This window comes from Streptosporangium vulgare (assembly GCF_042428775.1).
Lineage (GTDB): Bacteria > Actinomycetota > Actinomycetes > Streptosporangiales > Streptosporangiaceae > Streptosporangium > Streptosporangium vulgare.
On record NZ_JBHMBS010000013.1, the window covers coordinates 52,848 to 74,503 of the forward strand.

At 72.6% G+C, this 21,656-nt stretch carries 20 protein-coding genes; 9 read left to right on the plus strand and 11 right to left on the minus strand.

Annotated elements, in window-relative coordinates; genetic code table 11:
• Positions 1-178 precede the first annotated feature (178 nt).
• From ACFFRH_RS25960 to ACFFRH_RS25975, 4 genes are all read left to right on the plus strand, one after another.
• Positions 179-1,000, plus strand: a complete 822-nt coding sequence (locus tag ACFFRH_RS25960; RefSeq protein WP_386160209.1) for a nitroreductase/quinone reductase family protein — start codon at positions 179-181, stop codon at positions 998-1,000.
• Between the two features lie 345 nt (positions 1,001-1,345).
• Positions 1,346-2,020 (plus strand): response regulator, encoded by a 675-nt coding sequence (locus tag ACFFRH_RS25965; RefSeq protein ID WP_386160211.1) that lies wholly within the window; start codon positions 1,346-1,348, stop codon positions 2,018-2,020.
• 7 nt (positions 2,021-2,027) lie between these two features.
• A complete protein-coding gene (locus ACFFRH_RS25970; protein ID WP_386160214.1) occupies positions 2,028-3,512 on the plus strand; it encodes an ATP-binding protein in 1,485 nt (494 codons plus the stop codon).
• Positions 3,509-3,994 carry a GerMN domain-containing protein gene (locus tag ACFFRH_RS25975; RefSeq protein WP_386160216.1) on the plus strand — a complete coding sequence of 162 codons (486 nt, stop codon included), beginning with the start codon at positions 3,509-3,511 and terminating at the stop codon, positions 3,992-3,994. The genes ACFFRH_RS25970 and ACFFRH_RS25975 overlap by 4 nt, the downstream gene beginning before the upstream one ends.
• A gap of 307 nt (positions 3,995-4,301) precedes the next feature.
• Here ACFFRH_RS25975 and ACFFRH_RS25980 read toward each other — a convergent pair whose 3' ends face one another.
• The 5 genes from ACFFRH_RS25980 to ACFFRH_RS26000 all read right to left on the minus strand — a co-directional run bounded on the left by ACFFRH_RS25980 (position 4,302) and on the right by ACFFRH_RS26000 (position 8,988).
• Positions 4,302-4,994, minus strand: coding sequence for an aspartate/glutamate racemase family protein (locus ACFFRH_RS25980; RefSeq protein ID WP_344749524.1), 693 nt, complete (start codon positions 4,992-4,994; stop codon positions 4,302-4,304).
• 176 nt (positions 4,995-5,170) lie between these two features.
• The gene (locus tag ACFFRH_RS25985; protein ID WP_344749525.1) at positions 5,171-6,550 is read right to left on the minus strand and encodes a UDP-N-acetylmuramoyl-tripeptide--D-alanyl-D-alanine ligase; all 1,380 of its coding nucleotides are present in this window, start codon (positions 6,548-6,550) and stop codon (positions 5,171-5,173) included.
• On the minus strand, positions 6,547-7,503 hold the full coding sequence (locus ACFFRH_RS25990) for a D-alanine--D-alanine ligase family protein (RefSeq protein ID WP_344749526.1): 957 nt from the start codon (positions 7,501-7,503) through the stop codon (positions 6,547-6,549). The genes ACFFRH_RS25985 and ACFFRH_RS25990 overlap by 4 nt, the downstream gene beginning before the upstream one ends.
• Before the next feature lie 225 nt (positions 7,504-7,728).
• On the minus strand, positions 7,729-8,301 hold the full coding sequence (gene vanY-N, locus ACFFRH_RS25995; protein ID WP_344749528.1) for a D,D-peptidase/D,D-carboxypeptidase VanY-N: 573 nt from the start codon (positions 8,299-8,301) through the stop codon (positions 7,729-7,731).
• Positions 8,302-8,397: 96 nt separating this feature from the next.
• Positions 8,398-8,988 carry a cupin domain-containing protein gene (locus ACFFRH_RS26000; protein WP_344749529.1) on the minus strand — a complete coding sequence of 197 codons (591 nt, stop codon included), beginning with the start codon at positions 8,986-8,988 and terminating at the stop codon, positions 8,398-8,400.
• Positions 8,989-9,095: 107 nt separating this feature from the next.
• Between ACFFRH_RS26000 and ACFFRH_RS26005 the strand changes: the two genes are divergently transcribed.
• On the plus strand, positions 9,096-10,739 hold the full coding sequence (locus ACFFRH_RS26005; RefSeq protein WP_386160221.1) for an FAD-dependent oxidoreductase: 1,644 nt from the start codon (positions 9,096-9,098) through the stop codon (positions 10,737-10,739).
• Positions 10,740-10,949: 210 nt separating this feature from the next.
• Here the strand turns inward: ACFFRH_RS26005 and ACFFRH_RS26010 are convergent, their stop codons facing one another.
• Positions 10,950-12,515 (minus strand): MDR family MFS transporter, encoded by a 1,566-nt coding sequence (locus tag ACFFRH_RS26010; protein WP_486389162.1) that lies wholly within the window; start codon positions 12,513-12,515, stop codon positions 10,950-10,952.
• A gap of 107 nt (positions 12,516-12,622) precedes the next feature.
• Between ACFFRH_RS26010 and ACFFRH_RS26015 the strand changes: the two genes are divergently transcribed.
• Positions 12,623-13,249, plus strand: a complete 627-nt coding sequence (locus ACFFRH_RS26015) for a TetR/AcrR family transcriptional regulator (RefSeq protein WP_344749531.1) — start codon at positions 12,623-12,625, stop codon at positions 13,247-13,249.
• Positions 13,250-13,333: 84 nt separating this feature from the next.
• On the opposite strand, the gene crcB is transcribed toward ACFFRH_RS26015, so the two are convergent.
• From crcB to ACFFRH_RS26035, 4 genes are all read right to left on the minus strand, one after another.
• Complete coding sequence (gene crcB / locus ACFFRH_RS26020) at positions 13,334-13,720, minus strand: fluoride efflux transporter CrcB (RefSeq protein WP_344749532.1); 387 nt, start codon at positions 13,718-13,720, stop codon at positions 13,334-13,336.
• Positions 13,717-14,058 carry a DUF190 domain-containing protein gene (locus ACFFRH_RS26025; protein ID WP_344749533.1) on the minus strand — a complete coding sequence of 114 codons (342 nt, stop codon included), beginning with the start codon at positions 14,056-14,058 and terminating at the stop codon, positions 13,717-13,719. The genes crcB and ACFFRH_RS26025 overlap by 4 nt, the downstream gene beginning before the upstream one ends.
• A complete protein-coding gene (locus tag ACFFRH_RS26030) occupies positions 14,055-14,618 on the minus strand; it encodes a fluoride efflux transporter FluC (RefSeq protein ID WP_344749534.1) in 564 nt (187 codons plus the stop codon). Before ACFFRH_RS26030 ends, ACFFRH_RS26025 begins: the two co-directional genes overlap by 4 nt.
• A gap of 245 nt (positions 14,619-14,863) precedes the next feature.
• Positions 14,864-16,432 (minus strand): acetyl-CoA acetyltransferase, encoded by a 1,569-nt coding sequence (locus tag ACFFRH_RS26035; protein ID WP_344749535.1) that lies wholly within the window; start codon positions 16,430-16,432, stop codon positions 14,864-14,866.
• Between the two features lie 271 nt (positions 16,433-16,703).
• On the opposite strand from ACFFRH_RS26035, the gene ACFFRH_RS26040 reads away from it, so the two are divergent.
• Positions 16,704-17,333 carry a TetR/AcrR family transcriptional regulator gene (locus ACFFRH_RS26040; RefSeq protein WP_344749536.1) on the plus strand — a complete coding sequence of 210 codons (630 nt, stop codon included), beginning with the start codon at positions 16,704-16,706 and terminating at the stop codon, positions 17,331-17,333.
• Between the two features lie 146 nt (positions 17,334-17,479).
• Here ACFFRH_RS26040 and ACFFRH_RS26045 read toward each other — a convergent pair whose 3' ends face one another.
• A complete protein-coding gene (locus tag ACFFRH_RS26045; RefSeq protein WP_386160225.1) occupies positions 17,480-18,322 on the minus strand; it encodes an SDR family oxidoreductase in 843 nt (280 codons plus the stop codon).
• Positions 18,323-18,384: 62 nt separating this feature from the next.
• On the opposite strand from ACFFRH_RS26045, the gene ACFFRH_RS26050 reads away from it, so the two are divergent.
• A complete protein-coding gene (locus ACFFRH_RS26050) occupies positions 18,385-19,395 on the plus strand; it encodes a helix-turn-helix transcriptional regulator (protein WP_344749538.1) in 1,011 nt (336 codons plus the stop codon).
• Between the two features lie 573 nt (positions 19,396-19,968).
• Complete coding sequence (locus ACFFRH_RS26055; protein ID WP_344749539.1) at positions 19,969-21,291, plus strand: aspartyl protease family protein; 1,323 nt, start codon at positions 19,969-19,971, stop codon at positions 21,289-21,291.
• Positions 21,292-21,656 lie beyond the last annotated feature (365 nt).

The window sequence follows — 21,656 nt, forward strand, 5'->3', positions numbered from 1 at the left end:
GCCATCCGCGAACCGGCCCCGGCGGTGCACCGCCGGCCCGGCCGCTCGTCCGGCGCGCCCTCCCTCGTTTCCCGCACCACGGTCGCCCCGTGGTGATTTCACGCCGCCCGCCGGGCGGTCCTTCGTCATGCCCGCGAACAGCTCGCGGGACCATCGATCCCGGAGAAGAGAACAGAGAATGCCGATCGAATTCAACCAGCAGGTCATCGAGGAGTTCCGCGCCAACGGCGGGAAGGTCGGTGGCCCCTTCGAGGGCGCCCGGCTGCTCCTGCTCACCACCGTCGGAGCGCGATCCGGCGTCCGGCACACGACCCCGCTCGGCTACCTTCCCGACGGCGGCGAACGGATCCTGGTCATCGCCTCGGCCGGCGGCGCGCCGAACCACCCGGCCTGGTACCACAACCTGGTGGCCAACCCTCTCGTCACGGTCGAGGACGGCATCTTCACCTACGAGGCGCGGGCCGTCGTCCTGGAGGGCGCCGAACGCGACCGCGTCTTCGCCCGCGCGGTCGAGGCCGACCCCGGGTGGGCCGACTACCAGGCCAGGACGACGCGCGTCATCCCCGTGGTCGCCCTCGCCGGGGGCGGGCCGCCGAAGGCGTCGTCGGCGAGCGAGACCCTCAAGCGGGTCCACGACATGTTCCGGCGGGAACTCGCCCTGATCCGCAAGGAGGTCACCGAGTCGGGTCCCGGGCTGGGCGCCCAGCTGCGGGTGAACTGCCTCACCCTCTGCCAGGGGCTGCACAACCACCACACCGGCGAGGACATCGCGATGTTCCCCTTCCTCGCCGGGCGCTATCCCGAACTCGCCCCCACCCTGGAGCGCCTGGGCCGGGAACACGAGAAGATCGCGGCTCTCGTCGGGGAGCTGCGGGAGGTCCTCTCCACCGAGCGCGCGGACCCCCTGCTGGTGCTCCCCGAGGTCGAACGGCTCACGGACGAGCTCGAAAGGCACCTGACCTACGAGGAGCAGCAGCTGATCCCGATCCTCGACACCTGATCCTCGCCTTCCCGGCCGGGGATGCCCCAAGGATCCGGGGAGGCCAAGGATGCCGGGGGGTGAGGTCCACGTGCGCCCCGGACCCGCCCCCGGCGGACAGCCGGCCGCGGGGCCGGGGTGGGACCGCGCGTGGCTCGTTCACGACGAACTACGATTGGTGCCGAATACGCGCGCCCTGTCCGCCGCATGTCACCCTTCGCCGACGACGACCACCGCCGGCGTGACCGTGACACAACCATGACACGGCGAGGACGAGACGGGCACACGGCCGGCCGACAGTGGACGGGGTTGACCGGCGGACGAGTTATGGGCGAGTGACGGGGGCGTGCTGTGAAACCCGGGGGCGTGTCGCGAGTGTTGTTGATCGAGGATGACCCGGCCGTACGGGAGGGTCTCGAGCTGGCCCTGACCCTGCACGGGTACCGGGTGCGCGCGGTGGAGTCCGGCGAGCAGGGGCTGGACCGGCTGCGTACGGACCTTCCCGACGTCGTCGTGCTCGATCTGATGTTGCCCGGCATGGACGGGTTCGAGGTCTGCCGCCGCATCCGGGCCGCCGGACAGTTGCCGATCATCATGCTGACCGCGCGCGGCGACGACATGGACGTGGTGGCCGGGCTGGAGGCGGGCGCCGACGACTACGTGGTCAAGCCGGTGCAGCCCAGGGTGCTCGAGGCGCGCATCGGCGCCGTGCTCCGGCGGATCGGCCGGGACCAGGCGGAGCTGGAGCGGCACGGGGACCTGACCATCGACCGGGCCGGGATCGTGGTCGCCAAGCGCGGCGTGCCGCTGGACCTCGCCCCGACCGAGCTGCGCCTGCTGCTCGAACTCTCCGGCACGCCGGGCCGGGTGCACAGCCGCCAGCAGCTGCTGGAGTCGGTGTGGGAGCACGGGTACTTCGGCGACTCGCGCCTGGTGGACGCGTGCGTGCAGCGGTTGCGCGCGAAGATCGAGGACGACTCGGCCGCGCCCGTCTACGTGCAGACGGTGCGTGGGTTCGGGTACCGGTTCGGGCCGGTGTGAGCCGCCGGTGACGCCTCGGCCCGGCCTGGGGCTGCGAGCCCGGCTGTTGTTCGCCTTCGCACTGCTGTGCGTGGTCACCGCGGCGGCGGTGGCCGGCGGGACCTACGTCGAGGCCCGCAACGCCATCCTGCAGAGGACCCAGGACGCCGCGGTGCAGGCGATGACCGGCCGCCTGCAGGCGCTCTACCCGTTGCGGAGCACGACGCCGAGCCCGGCCGAGCTCGGCGAGATCGCCGAGGCCGCGGCCGACCAGAACAGCTTCGCCGTCGCCGTCCACGGCGAGACGCACTCGCCGCTCCCCCCGTCCCCGCCCCCGGCGCCGGGGGCCTTGAGGCAGGACGGGAGCGCCCGGATCCTGGACCTCGGGGTGATCTCACCGCAGCTGCGGCGGGCGGTGGCCGGTGGCGACGTCGCGTGGCAGCGCGTGGTCTGGGAGAACGCGCCCATCCTGATCGTCGGCATGCCGCTGCTGATCATCGAGGGGGACCGGACGACGCGGGTGTCCGGCATCGAGGTCTACAGCGCGCGCAGCCTGCTTCCCGAGGAGCGCAGCGTCGACGCGCTCGCCGCGCGCGCCTGGCTCATCGGCGGGGCGGCCCTGGCGTTCGCGGTCGTCCTGGCGTTGCTGGCCACCCGTGGCGTGCTGGGCCCGGTGCGCGAGCTCGGCCGGGCGGCCCGCCTGCTGGGCGAGGGCGAGATGCGGACCAGGATCGCGGTGCGCGGCTCCGACGAGCTGGCCGACGTGGCGCGTACGTTCAACAACACCGCCGCGGAGCTGGAACGGCTCGTCGGGCAGCTGCGCGAGATGGAGGCCGACGCCCGCCGGTTCGTGGCCGACGTGTCCCACGAGTTACGCACCCCGCTGGCCGCGCTCACCGCGGTCGCCGGCGTCCTGGAGGAGGAGGCGGACCGGCTGCCCGAGCCCGCCGACAGGGCCGCCAGGCTGGTCGGCCAGGAGACGCTCAACCTCACCGCCCTGGTGAACGACCTCATCGAGATCAGCAGGTTCGACTCCGGCGTCGCGGCCCTCGCGCCGAACGAGGTCGACATGGCCGAGCTGGTGCGCGCGACCTTGCGCGTCCGGGGCTGGACGGAGCGGGTGGACACCGAGGTGCCGCCCGGGGTGACGGCACGGCTGGACCCGCGCCGGGTGGACGTCATCCTCGCGAACCTGGTCGGCAACGCCCTGCGGCACGGCGAGCCACCGGTGTCGGTACGGCTTCGCGCCGACCCGCACCGGATCACTCTTGAGGTCCGCGACCACGGACCGGGGCTGGACGAGGCGGTGCTGCCGCACGTGTTCGACCGGTTCTACAAGGCCAGCGCGGCCAGGGCCAGGTCCGAGGGCAGCGGCCTGGGCCTGGCCATCGCGCGGGAGAACGCGCGTCTGCACCGAGGCGACCTCACCGTCGCCAACGCCCCGGACGGCGGCGCCGTCTTCACGCTGCGCCTGCCGCGCCGGGCGCCCGATCCGGACGGAGGCCCCGGATGAGGACCGGACTCGCCCGCCGCGTGCTCGCCGCGGGCCTCGTATCGCTCGTCGCCGTGGCCGGCTGCGGCGTGCGACCCAGCGACGTCATCCTCGCCGGCCCCCCGCCGAGCGGACGTGTCGCACCGTCCACGACGATCACCCTCTATCTGGTGAGGAACGGCCGGCTCAGCGCGGTGACCCGGCCCGGTGCTCCTCCGCTGCTCCCGGCGGACACGCTCGCGCTGCTGGCGGCCGGACCCACCGCGGCGGAACGGGCGCGCGGACTCACCACCGACGTCCCGTCCGGAGCCGGCCCGTTCTCGGTGACCGCCGAGCAGACCGGCCACCTGGTGGTGACCCTGTCCACCCCGGCGGGCGAACTGTCCACACTGGCCGTCGGGCAGATCGTGTGCACGGCCGCCACCACGGCGCCGGGAGGCCCCACCCAGGTCACCGTCGCCGGTGCCGGGCAGAGCGTCGGCCCCCGGAAGTGCCCGGGGTGACGATCACCTCGGCCCGATCGCCGTGGTCTCGGGGAGGTCGGATGGGACATTCGGCCGGCGGTGGCGGCGACGGCGACGGCGAGGCCGGGGAGCCGCCCGGGGGCGGCGGGCCCCGGGCGCGGGCGACGACCGGAGCGACGACCGGAGCGGCGACCGCACTCCGGCCTCGAACGTGTCCGCGCCGGCCCGTGACACCGGGCCGCACGGCGCCGACGCGCCGTGCGGGAACGCGGGTACGCCGCGCGGGAACATGCGGGAACGCGGGCACAGAGCCCACCCGCCGTGCGAGAACGCGGCCGGGCGCGCGTCAGCCGGCCAGCACGAAGCCGGCCGCCGCCTCCGCGTGCAGCCGGGCGCTCGGCAGCAGCGGGATGGCGGTGTCCTTCTCGGTGACCAGGAGCTCGATCTCCGTGCAGCCGAGGATGACGCCTTCGGCTCCGCCGTCCGCGAGATCGGCGATGATCTGGGCGTACGCGTCCCTGGAGGATTCCCGCAGCACCCCGCGCACCAGCTCGTCGAAGATCACGCGATGGACCAGTTCCCGCTGCTCGCGTCGCGGGACGACCACGTCGAAGCCGTGGGCGGCCAGCCGGTCCCGGTAGAAGGACTGCTCCATGGTGAAGCGGGTGCCCAGCAGACCGACCTTGCGCATCCCCCTGGCGCTGGCCTCCGCGCCCACGGCGTCGGCGATGTGCAGCACGGGCACGCTCGCGGCCCGCGCCACGTCGTCGCTCACCCGGCTGAAGGTGTTGCTGCAGACGAGCAGGACCTCGGCGCCGAGATCCTCCAGTTTCCTGCCGGCATCGGCCAGGAGCGTACTCACCTCGTCCCAGCGATCGGCGAAGACGAGGTCCTCGACGGTCGTGTAGTCGACCGACCAGATGAGGCTGTTGGCGGAATGGCTGCCGCCGAGGCGCTCGCGTACCCGCTGGTTGATGATCTGGTAGTAGATCACCGTCGATTCCCAGCTCAACCCGCCGATGAGACCGATGGTGCGCATGGAACTCCGTTTCGACAGCTGTGACGACGGGCCGGCCGGTGCCGGCCACGGTGAGGCCACCGGCTCGGCCGGGTCCGGCCAGGCGGTGCGCCTGCATGGACGTGCCCGACCCGCTCGGCCCCTCGGCGACGCGCCGACGCCCCGACTCGACGCGACGCGACGCGACGCGACGACGGTCAGGCACCGGCCAGCGCGCGGGCGCAGGCGCCGAGCCCGATCTCGCTGGAGGCCTTGACGAACACCACGTCTCCCGGTTCGAGGAGCGCGGTGGCCAGCCTGAGGGCCCCGGCCACGTCCTCGGCGGTGTGGACGGCCACGCCCCGGTCCGAGGACTCCGCCGCCTCCGCCATCGCGAGCGGATCCCCCGTTCCGACCGTGATCAGCACGTCGAAGCGGAGGTCGGCGACGAGCCGGCCCATCTCCGCGTGCCGGGCGCGGGAGGCGTCCGCCTGCTGCCCCATCGCGCCGAGCACGGCGACGGTACGGCGGGTGCCGGCCAGGGCTCTCACCGCCCGCAGCCCGGCCCGCATGGACTCGGGGCTGGCGTTGTAGGCGTCGTCGACGACGGTGACGCCGTCGGGTCGTTCGACGATCTCCAGCCGGCCCGCGGAGCGCCGCCGTGCGGCGTTCAGCCCGTCGGCGATCTCGGCGACGCCCAGGCCGAGCGCGGTGGCGACGGCGGCCGCGGCCAGGGCGTTGCCCACCTGGTGCTCGCCCATGAGGTCGAGCTCGACCGGGGCGCGGCCGGAGGGTGTCACCAGCTCGAACGCGGTTCGTGCGCCGTCGGCCATCCGCACGCCTTCGGCCCGCACCCGCGCCTCCGCCGACCGGCCGTACAGCAGGATCTGTGCCCTGGTGCGGCCGGCCATGCCCACGACGTACGGGTCGTCGGCGTTGAGCAGCGCGAACCCGTCCGCCGGAAGCGCCTCGACCAGCTCGCCCTTGGCCTCGGCCACGTCGGCCGGCCCGGTTCCCATCCGCTCCACATGCGCGGTGCCGACGTTGAGCACCAGCCCGATCCGGGGCGGGGCGATCCCGGTCAGGTACGTCAGGTCGCCCTTGCGGCCCGCGCCCATCTCCAGTACCAGGTACCGGGTGGTGGCATCGGCGCGCAGCACGGTGAGCGGCAGCCCGAGCTCGTTGTTGAACGACCTGTCGGTGGCGACCGTCGGGGCGTGCCGTTCGAGCACCTGGGCCAGCAGGTCCTTGGTCGTGGTCTTGCCCACCGAGCCGGTCAGGCCGATCACGGTCGGGCCGATGTGTTCGAGCAGGTGCCTGGCGAGCAGGCCGAGCGCGAGCCGGACGTCCTCGACCACGAGGGCGGGCACGCCGACGGGTCTCGAGGCCAGCACGGCGACGGCGCCGCTCGCGACGGCGCCGGCCGCGTGGTCGTGACCGTCGGCGCGGGCCCCGGCCGTCGCGGCGAACAGGCCGCCGGGCACCACCTCGCGGGAGTCGACCGCCGAGGGCGCCGTCACCGGCGCCTGCGGGTCGCGCACGTCGTGCAGGCTCGCGCCGACGACCCGCGCGATCTCGTTCAGCGTCATGGGGATCATGAGCCGCTCCTGGCGAACGCGAGATCGATGAGGCGGCGCAGCAGATCGGGGTACGGGACACCGCTCGCGGCCCAGGCCCTGGCGTAGACGGAACGGGAGGTGAAGCCGGGCATGGTGTTGATCTCCAGTACGCGCAGGCGTCCCGTGTCCTCCTCGTAGAGGAAGTCGACACGGGACAGGCCGTAGCCGCCGATCGCCCGGAAGGCGCGCAGGGCCAGCTCGCGCACGTCCTCGGCCACCCGTTCCGGCAGCACGGCGGGGATGGCGGCGATCTCGGCCCGGCTGAGGTACTTGGCCTCGTAGTCGAGCCAGTCCCCGGGCACGATGAGCTCGCCGGGCACCGAGGCCTCCGGGGTGTCGTAGCCGCCGAGCACGCCGCAGATGATCTCGCGCGCGGTCACGCCCTGCTCGACGACGACCACCCGGTCGTAGGTCAGCGCCAGATCCACGCCCGCGCGCAGCTCCTCCATGGAGGTGACACGTGAGATGCCGATGGAGGAGCCCATGTTGGCCGGTTTGACGTACATCGGCCAGTCGAGCGACTTGACCAGGCCCCAGTGGTCGGTGGTGGTGCGCCACTCGTGCCCGGTGAACCACACGTGTGGGGTGACCGGGATGTCCTCCGCCAGGAACGCGCGCCGCATCGCGGCCTTGTCCATGGCCACGGCGGAGGCCGTGACACCGCAGCCCACGTACGGGATGCCCAGCGTCTCCAGGTGACCCTGGACGACGCCGTCCTCGCCGAACGGCCCGTGCAGCACGGGGAAGACCACGTCGGCCAGATCGCGTCGCAGTTCCACCGGCCACCTGCCCCGCCGGTCGACGATGACGGCGACGGGCTCGTACAGATCCCTGGGCAGGGCTTTGAGCACGGCCTGCGCCGACTGCAGCGACACCTCGTGCTCGGCGGACGGCCCACCCGCCAGCACGGCCACGCGTACGCGTTCGGTCAAGATCGATCAGCCTTCCTCGGTGGCACGGAGACGGCCGGGCCCGCCGCCGGGGAACAGCGCCGGTCGGCCTTGTCCACTGTCGGCCGACCGTGTCCCCGCCTCGTCAGCGCCGTGTCATGGTCGTGTCACGGTCATCCCGGCTCGACGGGCCTGGCGACCTTGAGTCCCGGACGCGGGCGAGCCGGCCGGATCACCGGCGCGGCTCCCCCGGATCGCCCCCGTGTTCTACAACTGGTCCGTGTACTCACTGGCGTGGCCCACCCCGGGGTGGGGGCGTCGCCGCGGTGGCCTGCCGCCGCGGTCCGGGCGGTACTCGAAGTGCCACCACTCGTTGTCGTAGACGCGGTACAGGTCGTAGCGGGCGCCGTGCTCCTCCAGCCAGCGCGCGCCTTCATGGGGGCGCACGTCCAACGCGACGCCCTTGACGTGGCAGGACTCCGCCGGTGGCAGCACGAGCATGCGCGCCAGCGCCGGGGAGCCGGAGCGGCGCACCTCCTCGTCGAACATCCGTTGCTGGACATGGGGGTCGCGGTATCCCGAGGTGAGGCCGATCAGCTGGCCGTGCCGCCAGAGCGCCCGGGTGCGCGCCGCGGCGAACGCCGCCAGGGTTCCGTCGGTGAGGCCGGTGAGGTCCTCGGCGGGGAATCGCATCCGCAACGCCCAGCGGCAGGCCAGTTCGCGGGCACGGCCGGGACGGCGGACGAACGCCGCGGGCAGCAGGAACACGGCGAGCACCAACGTGACCGCGGCGTACAGCCGGTCACGGGGCCGGGGCGGGATCGTGCGTGGCTCGTTCATGACGAACCACGATTGGCGCCGAATATGCGTGCGTTGTCCGCCGCATGTCACCGTTTCCCGACGACGGCCACCGTCGGCGCTACCGGAGGGAGCGGATCACTTACCGGCGGGACTGGCCCGCACGTGCATCCGCTCGCCCTGCACCCCGAACAGGCTGAGGAACTCGACCGGCTCGGGACCGGCGGCGGCCCACGCGTGCGGGGTGCGGGTGTCGAACTCGGCGACCTCCCCGGGGCTGAGGACGAGGTCGTGCTCGCCCAGGAGCAGCCGCAGCCGGCCGGACAGGATGTAGAGCCACTCGTAGCCCTCGTGCGTCCGCTGCTCCGGCAGCGCGTCCCCGTGCGGCCTGCCCGGCATTATCTGCTTGTAGGCGCGCAGGCCGCCGAGATGGCGGGCGAGCGGCACGAAGGTCATGCCGTACCGGGTGAAGGAACGCATGTGCACGCGGGGGTCACCGGTCTCCGGCGCGCCGACCAGCTCGTCCAGCTGCACGCCGTGCGCCTTCGCGAGGGGCAGCAGGAGCTCCAGGGTCGGTTTGCGCTGCCCGGACTCCAGGCGCGAGAGGGTGCTGAGCGAGATCCCGGTCGTCTCGCTCAGCTGGGCCAGGGTGGTGCCGCGGGTGCGGCGCAGCGCCCGCAGCCGCGGGCCCACGGCGGTCAGCACGCTCGCGATGGTGTCGTCTGCCATGCCTCTATTTGCTAACTCAGCAAGTAATTTTGTCAAATTTCGGAGCGAAGGTGGAGCATGTGCGGTGAACGGAGGAATCACACATGACCGGACGAACGGAACAAAAAGTGACAGCAGCTCCCCCGGCCTCCTCGGCCCTCCCGGACGGGGAACGGCGCTACGAGGTGGTGGTCGTCGGCGGTGGCGCCGCCGGGTTGAGCGGGGCGCTGGTCCTGGCACGGGCACGGCGCTCGGTGCTGGTGATCGACGCGGGCCGGCCGCGCAACGCTCCGGCGGCCCACGTCCACTCCTACCTGACGCGCGACGGCGTGCCCCCCTCGGAGCTCCTCGCCGCCGGGCGCGCGGAGGTGACCGGCTACGGCGGCGAGATCGCGCGGGGCGACGTCGTGGCGGCCGAGCGCCTGGAGGCCGGTGACTTCCGCGTCGTCCTCGAGGACGGGTCCTCGGTCGTGGCGGAGCGGCTGCTGGTGACCACCGGCCTGGTCGACGAGCTGCCCGAGGTGTCCGGACTCGCGGAACGATGGGGGCGCGACGTCCTGCACTGCCCGTACTGCCACGGCTGGGAGGTGCGCGACCAGGCGATCGGCATCCTGGCCACCGGACCGCTCGCGGTCCACCAGGCCCTGCAGTGGCGGCAGTGGAGCGCGGACGTCACCCTCTTCACGCACACCGCGCCCGGGTTCGGCGCCGAGGAGCACGAGCAGCTGGCCGCCCGCGGCGTCGCCGTGGTGGACGGGCGGGTGGCGGCGCTGGAGGTGACGGACGACCGGCTCACCGGCGTACGCCTGGCCGGCGGCCGGGTGGTCCCCCGCCAGGCCCTCGTGGTGGCCCCGCGCTTCACCGCCCGCTCCGGGCTCCTCACCGGCCTGGGTCTCGAGACGACCGACCAGGAGATGGGCGGGTACGTGATCGGCAGCTACGTCGCCGCCGACCCGGCCGGGGCGACGGCACTGCCCGGGGTGTGGGTGGCCGGGAACGTCACCGTGCTGACCGAGCAGGTCATCGGCGCCGCCGCCGCGGGTGTGCGCGCCGGCGCGGCGATCAACACCGACCTGATCGCGGAGGAGACCCGCCGGGCCGTCGCCGCCCGCCGCGAATCCGGCGGGCACGAGCACGCGCGGGAGGACGCCCTCCCGGAGGAGGAGTTCTGGGACCGCCGTTACGGTGAGAGCGACCGGATCTGGAGCGGGAACCCCAACGTCATCCTGGTCCGCGAGGTCACCGGCATGGAGCCGGGCAGTGCCCTGGACCTGGGGTGCGGCGAGGGGGCCGACGCGATCTGGCTCGCACAGCGGGGATGGCGCGTCACCGCCACCGACATCTCCGGCGTCGCCCTGGAGCGCGCCGCCCGGCACGCCGCGTCGGCGGACGTCGCCGATCGCGTCGACTGGCAGCGGCACGACCTGGGAGCCTCCTTCCCCGAAGGCCTCTTCGATCTCGTCTCCGCCCACTTCCTGCACTCCCCCGGCGACATGCCGCGCGAGAAGATCCTGCGGACCGCCGCCTCGGCGGTCGCGCCCGGCGGGACGCTCCTCATCGTCGGCCACGCGGGATTCCCCGCCTGGGAGCCCAACCCCCATCCCGACGTGCACCTCCCCACGCCGGAGGAGGTCCTGGCCGGCCTGGAGCTCCCCGACGGGGAGTGGGAGGTGCTGCTCCGCGAAGAGCACGACCGGATCCAGAACGACCCCGAGGGGAAGCCCACCACCCGCAGGGACAACGTCCTCAAGGTCCGGCGCCTGCGCGGCTGAGCCGCCGCCCCCCGCCGCCCCCGCCGCCCCGCCGTACGGGCGGAAGGCCGGGGCTGGAGGGCGAGCGGGCGGAGGGTACGCAGGCGGGGGGTGCTCGGGCGGAGGATGCGCGGGCAGAGGCGAGCGTGCGCGGGCAGAGGGTGCGCGGGCGGAGGGGTGACCCGGGCGCCGAGGGGCCGGGGCGCCTCCTCGCGAGCGGCGGCGCCCGGGTCAGTCGGCCAGGGCGCCGCTTTCCCGCGTGTCCGGCAGGTCCAGGCTGTCGCGCAGCCTGGTCGGCTTGAGGAAGAGCGCGGCGACGACGCCCACCGCGGCGATCCCGGCGGAGACCAGGAAGATGTGCCCGGTGGCGTCGCCGTACGCCGCGCGCACGACGGTCCTCGCGGCTTCGGGCAGCGCCTGGAGGTTGAGGGTGTTGCCTCCGGAGCCGGACGGCCGGATGCCCGCCTTCGCGAAGCCCTCGGCGATGCCGGTGGCCACCCTGTTGGCCAGGATCGCGCCCAGGACCGAGACCCCGATCGTGCCGCCCAGCGAGCGGAAGAAGGTGATGGCGCCGCTGGCGGCCCCCAGCTCCCGCAGCGGGACGACGTTCTGGATGACCAGCACCAGGTTCTGCATGGACATGCCGACGCCGATGCCGACCAGCAGCATCGCGGCCGACACGAACACCAGCGAGGTCTCGTGGTCGATCACAGACAGGCCGAGGAATCCGACGGTGAGCACCACGGCGCCCGCCACGATGTACGGCTTGACCTTGCCGCTCCTGGACACGAGCGTCCCGGAGACCGTCGAGGACAGCAGCACGCCGAGCATCAGCGGGATGGTCAGCAGGCCGGCCTCGGTGGGGCCGTACCCGCGGCCGATCTGGAAGTACTGGCCCAGGAAGACCGATCCGCCGAACATCGCCATGCCGACCGCGAGGCTGGCCAGGATGGCGAGGGCGGGGTCGCGCCTGCGCACGATGTGCAGCGGCACGACCGGCTCCTTGACCCGCGACTCCACCAGCACGGCGACGCCCAGGACGACGATTCCGCCGCCGACCATGGCCGCGGTCTGCCAGGAGATCCAGTCGAAGGAGTTGCCGACGAAGGTGATCCAGATGAGCAGGACGCTCACACCCGCGGCGATCAGCGTGGCGCCTGCGTAGTCGACCTTGGCGCCCGGCCGCCGGACCGTGACCACGTGGAGCGTCTTGTGCAGCAGGGCGAAGGCGACGATCGTGAACGGCACGGCGATGAAGAAGCACCAGCGCCAGCCCAGCCACGAGGTGTCGGCGATCAGGCCGCCGAGGAGCGGGCCCGCCACGGTGGCCACGGCCATCACGGCGCCGAGATAGCCGTTGTAGCGTCCCCGCTCCTTGGGGCTGATCATCGCGGCGATGATGACCTGAACCAGGACCTGCAGGGCGCCCATGCCGAGGCCCTGGACGGCGCGGAAGGCGATGAGCTGGCCGGTGTTCTGCGCGAATCCGCAGGCCAGCGAGCTCACCATGAAGATGACGATGGAGATCTGGATGAGCAGTTTCTTGCTGAACAGGTCGGCGAGCTTGCCCCAGACCGGGGTGGACGCGGTCGCGGCGAGCAGCGACGCGGTGACCACCCATGTGTACTGGGACTGGGTGCCGTCGAGGGCGCCGATGATCTGCGGCAGCGCCACCGACACGATCGTGGCACTGATCATCGCCACGAACAGGGCGAGAAGCAGACCGCTCAGCGCTTCGAGGATCTCGCGATGGGTCATCGGTTCCGCGCCGGGTGGCGCGACCGCTTGCGTGCTCACGCACGACCTCCGATACCGGTAATTAGGACAGACCGTGACAAGATACATGCCCAATGGGAAAGTTTGCGCACTGGGCATACTTGTCCGGACAGTAGGCTGTTCACGTCATGGAGATCACAGCGGGATTGCGCGAGCGCAAGAAGGCCGAGACGCGGCTGGCGGTCCACGAGGCCGCCCTGCGGCTCACCGTCGAGCACGGCCTGGAGCACGTCACCGTCGAGGCCATCGCCGACGCCGCCAACATCTCCCGGCGGACCTTCTCCAACTACTTCGCCAGCAAGGAGGACGCCCTCCTCTACGGCGACGAGCAGCGTATCCGCCTCCTGGTCGAGCGGATCCGCGCCCGTCCCGCCGGGGAGTCGGCCTGGCGGGCGCTGCACGAGGCCGCCCGCGACGTCTACTGCCAGATGGGCGGGCCGGACAGGCAGTGGGTGATCCGCGCCAGGCTCGCCAAGCGGCACCCCTCGCTCCTGGCCAGGCAGCTGGCCAACCACACCAACCTCGAACGCGAGCTCGCCCAGGTCATCGCCGAACGCGACGGCGGCTCCGGCCCGCGCCCCCAGGTGATGGCCGCGGCCTTCCTGGTCGCGATGCGCATCGCCACGCACCTGTGGACCGACGAGCACGAGACCCGCCCGTTGGACGAGATCATGGACGACGTCCTCGACGAGATGGCCCGTCCCTTCGACGACCGGCCCTTCGACGCCGGCCGGCCCGCGCGGCAGGACGCCTGACGCGCCGGTCCCCCTACCGAGACCGGAGGCCTCCCGGGCAGACACCTCCCGGACAGGCGCCTCCCGGACCTCGGTGGAGCGAGGTCACGCGAGGATCGCCTGGGCGAGGGCGAGGCCGAGGAACACCGCCCCCAGCCCGGCGACGACCGAGGCGACGACGTTGGCCACCGCGAAGAGGACCGCTCCCGTCTCGGCCAGCCGCAGCGTCTCGTAGGAGAACGTCGAGTACGTGGTCAGCGCCCCGCAGAACCCGGTGCCGAGCAGTAGCCGCACGTCGGTGCCCACCGCGCCGGACAGCGCCGCCCCGGTCAGGAGGCCCAGGATCAGCGAGCCGACCACGTTGACGATGAAGGTCCCCCAGGGGAAGACCGTGTCGTGGCGGGCCTGCACGGCCCGGTCGGCCAGATAGCGCAGCGGTGCCCCGGCGGCGCCGCCGAGCAGCACCGGAAGCCAGTTCTGCGGCCCGTTCACGTCACTCGCCCGCCCCGGTGGCGAACCACCTCGACCTCGTCCAGGATGGCGAGCCCCTCGGTGAGGAGATCGTCAAGTTGTGGCAGGAAGGCGCGGATCCGCTCCTCGGTGTCGACGATCGTGATGGCCACCGGCAGGTCGTCGGCCATCGACAGCAGCCGGGTGGTGTGCACGATCGAGGTGGTGCCGAAACCTTCGAGGCCGTGGAAGACCGACGCCCCGGCCAGCCCGGCGGCGTGGGCACGGTGCACGATCTCGGTGTACAGGGGCCGGTGGTGCCAGGTGTCGGTGTCGTCGACGAAGATCGTCAATCGCAGCGCCCGTCCGGCTGGAATCATCGCGTTCTCCTCACCATCGCCGTTCCCGCTCTTCTCGCCAGGAACCACCGGGTGGTCCACGTGCCGGCCGCCACCGCGGCCAGCGCCGCCAGGACCGTCGCCGCCAGATAGCCGAGCGCCGGGCCGGGCCGGCCGGCGGAGACCAGGCGCTCGATGTCCAGGCAGTAGGTGGAGAAGGTGGTGAAACCACCCAGCACGCCGGTGGCCAGGAACGGCCGCACCCAGACCGGCGCGGTCCACGCCTCGGTGATCGTGACCAGGAGAACACCGATGAGCAGGCAACCGGCCACGTTGACCGCCAGCGTGGTCCACGGGAAGGAGCCGGTCGCGGTCGGCCACAGCAGGGCGGCGCCGTAGCGGGCCCCCGTACCGATCGCGCCACCGGCGGCGATCACCGCCAGGACCCCGTGACGGGAGCGACGCGGCTCACCGCGCCCGCGCCCGCCGGGGGGACCGGCGCCGGGGTCAGTGCCGGGGGCGAGCCCGGGATCAATGTCGGGATCGATGTCGGGGTCGATGGGCTCGGTCGCCACCGTGAACCTCGCCTGGTCCGGACGCATGCCTCTCCCTACACGTGGTGGAGGCCCGGCACGGATGCGCGGGCACGACCTGTCACGGGCAGGGACCGTTGGCGGCAGCGGGTGCCGCGGTTGGGTGCGGCGGGCCCCACCGCCGCGGGACCCCGGCATCGGCGGGATCCGCACCTCCCACCCTAGCGCGGCCGGTTCGCGATCACCCTCCAGCACCCGCGTGACGGCGTCGACCGTGGCCGATCTTGGCCGATCTTGGCCGATCGTGTCCTGGGTCAGCCGCCCGTCCCGGCGGCGCCGGCGGTCACCCGGTTGCCGGCGTCGAGGGAGCGGACGTGGACGCGCCGGCCGACGGGCTCGCCGTCGCCGAGCAGGGCGACCGTCTCCTCGTCGCCGTCGGCGGTCGTCGCCAGGAAGCGGCGCCCGTCGGCCTCCAGCCGCCCGACCACGATGCCGAAGCGGCTGCCGGCCCGCCGGTGCCTCACGGTGTAGGTCTCGATCGTGCCCCACCCGTCGGCCCGGACGGCCTGCCGGACGGCGGGCCAGGCGTCGATCTCGGCCTGCAGCGCGGCGCCGCGGTCCTTTCGCCACCCGGCGGGGGTGGTCGAGTAGACGCCGACCGAGTACTTGCTCAGCATCCCGCCGTTGGCCCCCACCATTCCGTACGAGCCGGGCCGGGCGCGGAGCCGCTGGACGATCTCGGCTATCGCGTGCGTCGAGTAGTTGTTGCCCGCCCCGCCGAAGAAGGGCAGGCCGCCGGTGACCGTCAGCCCGCGCGGGTCGTCGGCGGCGAGGCCGAGGCCGTCGCAGATGTTGGAGACGGCGATCGGGAAGCAGCTGTACAGGTCGATGGCGTGCAGGTCCGCCACCCCGATGCCGGCCAGCTCCAGGGCGTGCCGAGCGGCCATGACGGAGGCCGGTCCCCTGCCGAGGTCGGCCCGGTCCAGCAGGTCGCGCTCGCGCAGGTCGGCGTGGCCGTGCAGGAAGACCCACCTCTCCCCGGGAACGCCGAGACGCCTGGCCTCGGCCACGGACATCAGCAGGACGGCCGCCCCCTGGTTGACCTTCTCGCGCGCGACGAGGTAGCGGGTGTAGGGCTCGGCGATGAGCCGGTTGTCCTCGGTCGGGGTGACCAGCTCCGCGGGACCGCGCTCGGTGGGGGCGGCGGCGTGCGGGTTGGCGGCGGCGACCCTGGTGAAGGGGGCGAACAGCGCGCCCATCCCGGCCGCGTACTCCTGCCTCGTCTGCCCGAGGCGGGCCCGGCGCGCGTTGTCGAGCAGGGCGTACTGGCCCGGCGCGCCCGCCAGCCCGTGCGCGGCCAGGAACGGGGAGACCAGGCCCTCGAGTCCGTAGCCTCGGTCCTCCAGGTCGCCTTCGGCCGTCTCGCCGAAATCGGGCCTGTCCTCGGCCCCGGCCAGGTGCAGCACCGTCGAGATGGCCTCGGACCCGACGACGAGGGCCACCCGCGAGGAGCCCGTCGCGATCGTCGCGGCGAGCTCGTTGACCAGGTGCTGGGGTGCCTGCCCGCCCGCCACCTCCAGGATCGCCCGGCCGGGATCCGCCCCCACCCGGCCGGCGACGGAGCGGGGGTAGTTGGTGGAGCGGCCCAGCGGCGAGGGAACGCCGGGCGCGGAGATCTCGAACTGGCGCACCCCCGCCACGGTGTCGACGGCGGCGGCGACCCGTGCCGGGTCCGCCCCGGTGTCGGCGAAAGCCTCACGGACCGCGGCCGCCGCGAGCTCGACGGGCGACAGCCGCCGGTAGCCGGGCTCGCCGATCCGCTCGGACGACTGCCCGACGCCCACGAGCACCGGCGTGCGGGGGTCGAGGCCCTCGAAGGTCATCTTCACGCTCCAGCGGGTTCGGGGATGGGGTCCGTCACCGCCCCGGGCGGATGACCACCCTGGTCACCCGCGAAAGCCGAGGTGAACAGGTACGATTTATAGACGAATATCGTCCTTAAACAGGATCGAGGGTATCCCCGCGCTCCGAAGCCGGGCAAGCCTTCACCCCCCGAGACAGGCAGGCCGGACCTCTGCGGTCGCGCTCCTTAAGTACCGACATGCCGGTCGCGTCTAGGATTTCGAACCGATGTCCCCTCGGGAGGTGACAGCAGTGCCCGCACCCACGGCCGGTGCCGCCGGGCCCGGCCGGCCCCGCGACGCGGAGGTGGACCGCAAGGCCCTCCGCGCGGCCATGGAGATCTACGCCGAACTCGGCTGGGCCAAGTTCACCCTCGACGCGGTGGCGCGGCGGGCCGGGATCGGCAAGGCGGCGATCTACCGGCGATGGCCCACGCGGGAGCGGCTGGTCAGGGACGCGATCGAGTACGCCCTCGTGCTGCCCGCCATCTCCACCGACACCGGGACCCTGCGCGAGGACCTGCGCGAGCTCGCCCGCTCCATGATGGACCACTATCTCGGCCCCCACGGGCTGGCGGGCCTGCGGCTGCACGTCGAGGCCCGCGCCTACCCCGGCCTGTTCTCCGGCCTGTCGGCCACCATCCGGCGCTCGCGGGTGCTGGAGGCCCGGGCGATCATCCGTCGCGCCATCGCGCGCGGCGAGCTGGGCGAGCGGGCGTCGCCCACCCTCATCCTCGACACCCTGATGGGCGGGGTGCTCAACCACGTGCTGGCCACACCGGAGGAGCTGCGCGCGGAGATGGCCGCGCGAAGCCCCCGGTACGTCGACGACCTCACGGCCTTCGTCCTCACCGCCGCCACGACGATCTACCCGCCGGATTGACGTCCCCCCGCTCCACGGGACGGAGATTCCCGTCCGCCGCGTGTGCGGCTCCGGGTGGGTGGGTCGCGCCGACGTCAGGCGGGGCGGGCGTGCCGATGTCAGGGACGGGCCGGGCCGATGTCAGGCCGGGCAGCCCGGTGCGGCTGTCAGGCTCCGAAGGCGGCGGCGTTCTCCCGGACCCACTCCGCGAAGGTCCTGGCCGGTTTTCCGGTGACCTCCTGCACGGTGGGGAGCACGGTGTAGCCCGCCTCGGGCGGGTTGGTCCGCATCGCCAGGAAGAACTCGACGTCCTCGTCGGAGTAGCCGCTCCCGCGCCACTCCGCGACGATCTCGTCCCTGGTGAGCTCGACGTAGCGCACCTCGCGGCCCAGGACGGCGCCGATCACGCCTACCTTCTCGGGCGGGTTGAGCGCCTGCGGCCCGGTCAGCCAGTACTCCTGGCCCGCGTGGCCGTCGGTGGTCAGCGCGGTCGCGGCGACCGCCGCGATGTCCGCCTCGTGGATCATGGCGCTCCTGGCGCCGGCGAACGCCTCGCGGACGACGCCCTCGTTCCGCACGGAATCCGCCCACTCCAGGGCGTTGGACATGAACTCCACCGGTGCCAGGTGGGTCCACTCCAGGCCGCCGGCCTCGACGGCCTCCTCCAGCGGGCTCTTCGTCACGTCCCCCTTGAGCACCGTCACTTTGCGTACGCCCGCCCTCCTCGCCAGGTCCACGATCTCCGTGCCGTTGGTCAGCGGCGCGAAGTCGTCCCCGCCGAAACCGATCAGGTGTACGGCGTCGACGCCGGAGAGGGCCTCCGGCAGGGTCGCGGTGTCGGCGAGGTTGCCCGCCACCACCTCGGCGCCCGCGGGGAGGTTCGCCTTCGCCGGGTTCCGGGTGAGGGCGCGGACCCGGTGCCCTTCGGCCAGCAGCCGCTCGACGAGGGGGCGGCCGACGGTGCCGGTGGCACCGGTCACGAGAACGGTCATCGGATTTTCTGTGGTCATGGCGCAGACGTTAGGAGCATTCGCGGCCAGCTCCTGTCCGCGATAGATGGAAAAATCGTCTTATGTTGGAGACTTCGGCTCGGCTGCTCCGCCTGCTCGCGCTGCTGCAGGCCCATCGGGACTGGTCGGGCGCGGAGCTGGCCGGGCGGCTGGAGGTGAGCCCGCGGACCGTGCGCCGCGACGTCGACAAGCTGCGGCTCCTGGGGTATCCGATCAACGCGACCGGTGGCGTCGGCGGCGGCTACCAGCTGGCCGCGGGCGCCTCGCTGCCCCCGCTGCTGCTCGACGACGAGGAGGCGGTCGCGGTGGCGGTCGGGCTGCGGACGGCGGCCGGGGGCGCGGTCACCGGCATCGCCGAGACCTCCGTACGGGCCCTGGCCAAGCTGGACCAGGTGCTGCCCTCGCGGCTGCGCCACCAGGTCAGCACGCTGAGCTCGGCCATGGTGACCATGCCGATGCCCGGTCCCACCGTCGATCCCTCGACGCTGACCGCGATCGCCTCGGCGGTGCGCGACCACCGGCGGCTGCGGTTCGGCTACGTCTCCCACGACGGCTCGGAGAGCGTACGGGACGTGGAGCCCTACCGCCTGGTCACCGGCGGGCGGCGCTGGTATCTCTTCGCCTGGGACACCGAAAGGTCGGACTGGCGCAGGTTCCGGGTCGACAGGCTGTCCCCGCGCGTCCCCACCGGGCCCCGGTTCGTCCCCCGGCCGCTTCCCTCCGACGACCTGGCCGGATACTTCGCCCTGGGCATGACCACGGACCGCCACCGTTACCGGGCGGTGCTCACCATGCACGGTTCGGCCCGGGCGGTGGCCGACGAGGTTCCCCCCACCCTCGGCGTGGTGGAACCCGTGGACGACGACACCTGCGTCCTGCGCATCGGCTCCGACAGCCTCGACCATCTCGCGGTCTGGGTGGCCGCGTTCGGCTTCGAGTTCGAGGTCCACGAGCCCCCCGAGCTGGTGGAACACCTGCGGACGCTGACCGCCCGCCTGCATCGGGCCGCGTGGCGTGACTCCCCGGGGGCGGCCCCCTCCGAGACGTCCCAGGATGGACCGGGTCTTCCCTGAGGGACCGCCGGAATCCCGCCGGCCCCGTCTCCCCGCTGGGCGCCCCCAATAGTGCCCCCTTCACTGAAACAGTTTGCGGAACAGCTATACGGAACATCCTGACCTGGGGTCTGTGCGGGCTGGGTGGTGTTCCGGCGGGGGGATCCCCTTCCGGAACACCGCCATGATCACGCGGCCGTCAGCTCTCGTGGCCCTCGTCCAGGTCGTCGACGACCTCGTTCCATGACGGGGACACCTTCTCAGCTCATCATGAACCACGATCGGTTGCCGAATGCGCGCGCGTTGTCTGCCGCATGTCCCGGTTCGTCGGCGGCTGCCACCGTCGGTTGCGGCCGTGACGCGACCATGACACGGCGCGGACGAGGCGGGAACACGGCCGTCCGACAGTGGACTGGGCCGACCGGCGGGCGAGCTGTGGAGCGCGCCGCATCGGGACGACGCTGTACCGCCCGGGTGGCCCCGGCACCTCCGGCGCCGCCCTCACCAAGCAGGGCGAGACGAGCCGGCCGGAGGTGTTGTGCCCGTCCGTCGGACGGAAAGTCACGGCGAAGGTGATCACGAAAAGGAGAAGACATGGCTGATGACGGACGATGGGACCGCCGTTCGCTGCTGCGGGGCGCCTCCGTGCTGGCCGGTGCCGCCGCGACCGCGCCGCTGCTGGGCGGCGCGGCCACCGCGCTGGCCAGCAGCGGTGACGCGGACGCGCTGTTCAAGGCCGGCAAGTTCGAGCAGGCCGGCCGCGCGTACGAGGAGATCCTCAAAAAGAATCCCAAAAACCTGCACGCGGCCCGCCAGCGCGGCTACGTCGGGCTGCTGTCCAACCGGTTCCCCGACGCCGAGAAATACCTCAAGATGGCACTCAGCCTGGCGCCCGACGACAAGCAAACCAACCATCTCCTGGGCGACTGTTACATCCGGCAGGACAAGTTCGCCCTGGCCGCACCCCGCTGGAAAGCGGCAGGCGAGGACAGCTACGCCAAGTGGTTCGCGGCGGTCAGCGGCGAGGCGTATCAGGTCCATGGCGAGACGGCGCGAGTGCCATGGAAGCAGATGGACCCGAGGCCGCTGGTGGAGGCCTCGGTCAACGGCGGACCGACGAAGCGCTTCTCGTTCTACACCGGCGCCCCGAATCTGAGCTTGCGCGCGTCGGTGGCCAAGGAGGCCGGGCTGAGCCCCGTCGCCAGTCAGAAGACCGATTTCGAGGGCGTTACCATCTGGGCGTACTGGGGGATCCTGGACTCCCTGAAGCTGGGCGGCATCGAACTGCGCAACATCCCCGTGAGCTGGTCGGCAACGGAGTCGGGCGAAGATGTCGACACCGACTGCGACGGCCTGATCGGCACGTGGGTCTTTTACCACTTGCTGACCACCTTCGACTACGCGGGCCGGCAGCTGATCCTGCGCCGCCGCACCCCCGAAACGGCCAGGAAGGCACGCGCCGCCGCCGCACGGGCGGGCGCCGAACCCCTGCCGCTGTGGCTGGCCCGTGAGCAATACCTGCAAAGCACGGGCAGCTTCGCCGGCGCCGCCGGCTCCCGCACAGGGGTGGTGGGCGTGAACTTCGGCGGAGTCGGCGAGATCGCCGCGGGGGTGGTCGGGAAAACAGCCGAGCAGTTGGGAATCCGCACCGATCACGACCGCCAGGTCGGAACTTTCGCCCAAAGCCACCCGGCCGTCGTCTACCCCTGCTACCCGAAGGAAATCCGCGTCGGCGACGCCGTCGCCAAGGAGGTCTACTGCTACACGAACCCAAACGGGCCGGTCAACGTGCCCTGGCCCTATGGGACAGGATTCGACTCGATGGGCTGGTTTTCCCACTGCTTCTGGAAGCCCTACAACATCACCGTCGACTTCACCGACATGAACCTCTACATCGCCCGCGGCGAGGCCGCCTGATCACCGCGACAGCACGAGAGGCATAGGAGCCACCTGGAGCTGCCGACTCCTGCGGGCGCGGGGTAAGGGCGGGCCAGACGCCCTTACCCCGTCACCCGGTACCGCGCCCGGGAGTGTCCTGGCCGCCGCCGTAGCAGCCACGCGCGGTCGGAGCCCGGCGAGTCGCTGATCGAGCAGGGCCGTCAGCCCGCGTCCAGCGCCCTCTGGCCGGCGGCCCCGGCCGTCGGCGAGCTGGGCCGCCGGCACCGGCACCACGAGAAGCCGTATCGGCGCCTGGCCGACCCGAGGCCTTGGTCGGCGCCGTGCGCAGCCGGTCCAGCTCCGAGAACCCGCGGCCGTCGGCCACGCGTAACAGCCCCGTCAGC

Excerpts from the sequence above, each read along its gene's own strand:
- ACFFRH_RS25960 (WP_386160209.1), top strand. The coding sequence starts at position 179 with ATGCCGATCGAATTCAACCAGCAGGTCATCGAGGAGTTCCGCGCCAAC.
- ACFFRH_RS25975 (WP_386160216.1), top strand. The coding sequence starts at position 3,509 with ATGAGGACCGGACTCGCCCGCCGCGTGCTCGCCGCGGGCCTCGTATCG.
- ACFFRH_RS25980 (WP_344749524.1), bottom strand. The coding sequence starts at position 4,994 with ATGCGCACCATCGGTCTCATCGGCGGGTTGAGCTGGGAATCGACGGTG.
- ACFFRH_RS25985 (WP_344749525.1), bottom strand. The coding sequence starts at position 6,550 with ATGATCCCCATGACGCTGAACGAGATCGCGCGGGTCGTCGGCGCGAGC.
- vanY-N (WP_344749528.1), bottom strand. The coding sequence starts at position 8,301 with ATGAACGAGCCACGCACGATCCCGCCCCGGCCCCGTGACCGGCTGTAC.
- ACFFRH_RS26000 (WP_344749529.1), bottom strand. The coding sequence starts at position 8,988 with ATGGCAGACGACACCATCGCGAGCGTGCTGACCGCCGTGGGCCCGCGG.
- ACFFRH_RS26015 (WP_344749531.1), top strand. The coding sequence starts at position 12,623 with ATGGAGATCACAGCGGGATTGCGCGAGCGCAAGAAGGCCGAGACGCGG.
- ACFFRH_RS26025 (WP_344749533.1), bottom strand. The coding sequence starts at position 14,058 with ATGATTCCAGCCGGACGGGCGCTGCGATTGACGATCTTCGTCGACGAC.
- ACFFRH_RS26030 (WP_344749534.1), bottom strand. The coding sequence starts at position 14,618 with ATGCGTCCGGACCAGGCGAGGTTCACGGTGGCGACCGAGCCCATCGAC.
- ACFFRH_RS26035 (WP_344749535.1), bottom strand. The coding sequence starts at position 16,432 with ATGACCTTCGAGGGCCTCGACCCCCGCACGCCGGTGCTCGTGGGCGTC.
- ACFFRH_RS26045 (WP_386160225.1), bottom strand. The coding sequence starts at position 18,322 with ATGACCACAGAAAATCCGATGACCGTTCTCGTGACCGGTGCCACCGGC.
- ACFFRH_RS26050 (WP_344749538.1), top strand. The coding sequence starts at position 18,385 with ATGTTGGAGACTTCGGCTCGGCTGCTCCGCCTGCTCGCGCTGCTGCAG.
- ACFFRH_RS26055 (WP_344749539.1), top strand. The coding sequence starts at position 19,969 with ATGGCTGATGACGGACGATGGGACCGCCGTTCGCTGCTGCGGGGCGCC.